Origin of the sequence: Pontibacterium sp. (assembly GCF_041587635.1) — a bacterium.
GTDB lineage: Bacteria > Pseudomonadota > Gammaproteobacteria > Pseudomonadales > Balneatricaceae > Pontibacterium.
Genome location: NZ_JBFGYC010000423.1, coordinates 1 through 3,592, shown reverse-complemented (window position 1 = coordinate 3,592; position 3,592 = coordinate 1). Strand labels below are relative to the sequence as shown.

Here is a 3,592-nt window from a genome sequence, read left to right as displayed (position 1 = left end):
TGAATCGCTTAAGATAAAGTTACCGGCGATCGCAATCAGTTCGGCAGACAGATTTTGGCAGAAAATTTTTGCATTCGTATCACCGGTTACTCCGGCCAGCGCGCGACCACGTAATGTGCCGTAGATGTGGATATCACCTTCGGCCAGAACTTCAGCGCCAGCACTCACCTGCGACATCACGATCAGGTCGCCTTCGGAATACACCTGCTGACCGGAACGCACCGGGCGGGTGATCACCTTACTTGGGCGACGGACCAGCTTCTCTTCAACAATCTTCTTCACAACCACTTCTGCCTGCGCATCGGGTTGATCTTCTGTCTGACGGGTGTCCAGCTCAGTGCTGTTACGCTGGTTTGCCGGAATCAATGCAAGACCGCAATCACGCGCAGACGCCAGCAGATGTTCAGGTACACCACGCAATGCCATCGGCTGTAGATGAAACTCGCGGCAGATCTCCAGCAGGCTGGCAAAATCCAGAGACGGAGTCTCTTCAAGTTTCTCCAGACTGATCACCACCGGTGACTGCTGAAAAAACTGTGGAGCCTGACGCACTTTGTCGCCAAGCAGTTCGGTAAAGGATGGAACAGAGTAGTGATAAAGCTCGAGTACAATAATGCTGACGGCGCTACCTTTAAGCTGGAAGCAGGCATCGTTCATAGAAACATCCTTACCGGAAACTGACGGGAAACCCAGCTGCCACAGGATCTGCGCAGCAAGTCACGCATTAAACCGTACTAGACCGAATTTCGCAAAAAACTCTTTTAAATCCAGTGGTTATTAATTGATCAATTGTTGGGCGGTTTTCCGCAGAAGAATCCCTTCCTTAATTTGTACAACAAATTGTATCCCTGATAAAACAAGCGTTTGCGTAGTTTTACGTAGGGCCAAACGCACTTCTACGCACCGGCCTACGTAGTATTTTCAGGCGGTTTGCGAACTATTCCGAATGTTGGCTTTGGCCTTAGCAGGGCAATCTATCTCCGTACTGCTCAGGTCCCGAATTAGAGTCCACACTGAGGAATAAAACAAAAATGATAAAGCTCACCTTCACTAAAAAACTGATCGCGGCGGCAGCCTGTGTCGCGGCATTGGCTGCGCCTGCTCAGGCTGCGGATAATGATAAAGTCTATCGCCTGAAGATGGCTGAAACCTGGCCAAGCAACTTCCCAATCTTTGGTGACGCGCCGCGTAACATGGCGAAAATGGCCGAGACCATGTCCAACGGTCGTCTGAAGATCACCATCGATTCCAAAAACAAACACAAAGCACCGTTCGGTATCTTCGATATGGTGCGTGCCGGTCAGTACGATATGGGGCACTCTGCGTCTTACTACTGGAAAGGCAAAGTGCCTAACACCTTGTACTTCACCACCATGCCCTTTGGTATGACCGCGCCCGAGCAGTACGGCTGGTTCTACAACGGTGGCGGTATGGAGCTGATGGAGAAGGTCTACAGCAAATACGGCCTGATGAGCTTCCCGGGTGGTAATACCGGTAACCAGATGGGCGGTTGGTTCCAGAAAGAGATTAACTCGCTGGATGACCTGCAAGGTCTGAAAATGCGTATTCCGGGATTTGCGGGCGAAGTACTGGCTAAACTGGGTGCGAAGCCAACCAACATTCCAGCGGGTGAGCTTTACACCGCACTGGAACGCCGCACCATCGACGCACTGGAGTGGGTAGGCCCATCTCTTGATCTGCGTATGGGTTTCCACAAAATCGCACCGTACTACTACACCGGCTGGCATGAGCCTGCGACTGAGTTGCAGTTCCTTGTGAACGAGCGTACCTGGAAAAAACTGCCTGCCGATCTGCAAGAGATTCTGCGTGTCGCGATGCGTACCGCGGCGTATGACATGTACATCCAGTCTTACCACATGTCAGCTGAAAACTGGGATCTGATGAAGAAAGCGCATCCTGATATCCAGATCAAATCGTTCCCAGCTGACGTAATCGGCGCGATGAAAACAGCCAACACTGAACTGCTGAAAGAGAAAGCCGCAGCTGACCCTCTGGCGAAAGAGATCATCACCTCTCAGGCGATGTACATGCAGAAGTCCCGTGTATGGACCGACATCTCCGATAAGGCCTACCTGAATAGCCTGTCGTCTCAGTAAATCCGCTGGAGACTACGTGAAACCTACTGCGCTGGCTTAGGCGGCGTTAAAGCTTGGCTCAAAATGCTCATTTACAAAACGTAAACTGCGCGTTCTCGCCAAGCTTTGCCTTGCCTAAGCTGCGCTCGTGACGCTTTCACGCAGTCTCCTCCCATCTCTACTCTAGAGGCGCTGTTATGTTTCTGCTCCGTCTGGAACGCGCGATCAATACCTTCTCTGACCTGCTGGGTAAGATTGCCGCCCTGTTATTTATCCTGATGTTATTTAACGTCTTCTTCGACGTTGTCATGCGTTACCTGTTTAACGATGTATCAATCGGCATGCAGGAGCTGGAATGGCACCTGTTTGCGGCGATGTTCATGTTGGGGGTGCCATATACCCTGCGCACGGGTGGCCACGTACGTGTAGATCTGATCTATGAACGCCTGACGGGCAACAAAAAGGCGTGGATCGATCTGCTGGGTTCTCTGATCTTGTTACTGCCGTTTGCCTTGCTGGTGGCGTGGTACGGCGTAGGTTTTGCCAGCGAAGCGTATGAGCTGGGCGAGACTTCCGGTGATCCGGGTGGTTTGCCGTATCGCTGGATTATCAAGGCGGTGATTCCCTTTGCTTTCTTCTCTATCGCCATCAGTGGTGCGGGGTTGATGCTGAAATCAGTCAACACTCTGCTGGGTCATCATCCGGTTGCACGCTACCAGCCTCCAACGCATTAAACGCATTAACAGGTAATACAATTATGATCGGTATAGTCATGTTTTTTGTGGCGCTGGGGATGTTGTTGTTTGGCTTCCCGGTGGCCTTTACGTTTGGCGGCGTTGCGCTGCTGTTTGGAATACTGGCAGAAGGCCCTGAGATGTTTGCCTTCATGCCGTTCCGTATCCAGAGCATTATGGAAAACACGGTGCTGATGGCCGTGCCGCTGTTTATCTTTATGGGCATCGTGCTGCAGAAAACCCGTCTGGCAGAACAGCTGCTGGAATCCATGGGTAAACTGTTTGGCGGTGTTCGGGGTGGTCTGGCGATCTCGACCGTATTGGTCGGCGCACTGCTGGCCGCGTCCACCGGTGTTGTGGGTGCATCCGTGGTGGCGATGGGCCTGATTTCATTGCCGGTGATGTTGAAGTACAAATACGATAAGTCACTCGCGTGCGGCACCATCTGCGCCTCCGGTACATTGGGGCAGATCATCCCGCCGTCCATCATTCTGATCATTCTGGGTGACGTACTGGGTATTCCGGTGGGTGACCTGTTTCAGGCCGCGATTGGACCGGGTTTTGTACTGATCGGTGCCTATATCATCTACATCCTGATCTACAGCTGGATGAAACCGGAAGCCGCGCCTGCGCTGCCGATGGATGAAGACGTTGAAAACAAACGTCAGCAGTATGTGAAAGCGCTGAAAGCGATCATCCCGCCGCTGGCCCTGATCCTGATCGTGCTGGGTTCTATCTTCGCGGGTATCGCCACACCGACTG

The 3,592-nt window shown here is 52.3% G+C and carries 4 protein-coding genes; 3 read left to right on the top strand and 1 reads right to left on the bottom strand.

Annotated elements, in window-relative coordinates; genetic code table 11:
• Nucleotides 1-657: septum site-determining protein MinC (minC, locus tag ABYW01_RS16755; protein ID WP_372834898.1), on the bottom strand; the 657-nt coding region annotated here is incomplete at its 3' end.
• A 374-nt stretch (nucleotides 658-1,031) separates the two neighbouring features.
• Between minC and ABYW01_RS16750 the strand changes: the two genes are divergently transcribed.
• The 3 genes from ABYW01_RS16750 to ABYW01_RS16740 all read left to right on the top strand — a co-directional run.
• A complete protein-coding gene (locus ABYW01_RS16750; RefSeq protein ID WP_193952324.1) occupies nucleotides 1,032-2,117 on the top strand; it encodes a TRAP transporter substrate-binding protein in 1,086 nt (361 codons plus the stop codon).
• 176 nt (nucleotides 2,118-2,293) lie between these two features.
• Entirely contained in the window at nucleotides 2,294-2,830 is a 537-nt protein-coding gene (locus tag ABYW01_RS16745) for a TRAP transporter small permease subunit (protein WP_372834895.1), read from the top strand.
• A 23-nt stretch (nucleotides 2,831-2,853) separates the two neighbouring features.
• Nucleotides 2,854-3,592 (top strand): TRAP transporter large permease subunit (locus tag ABYW01_RS16740; protein WP_372834892.1); only part of this gene is annotated, 739 nt, incomplete at its 3' end.

Coding starts and splice junctions, on each gene's coding strand:
- ABYW01_RS16745 (WP_372834895.1), top strand. CDS start 2,294: ATGTTTCTGCTCCGTCTGGAACGCGCGATCAATACCTTCTCTGACCTG.
- ABYW01_RS16750 (WP_193952324.1), top strand. CDS start 1,032: ATGATAAAGCTCACCTTCACTAAAAAACTGATCGCGGCGGCAGCCTGT.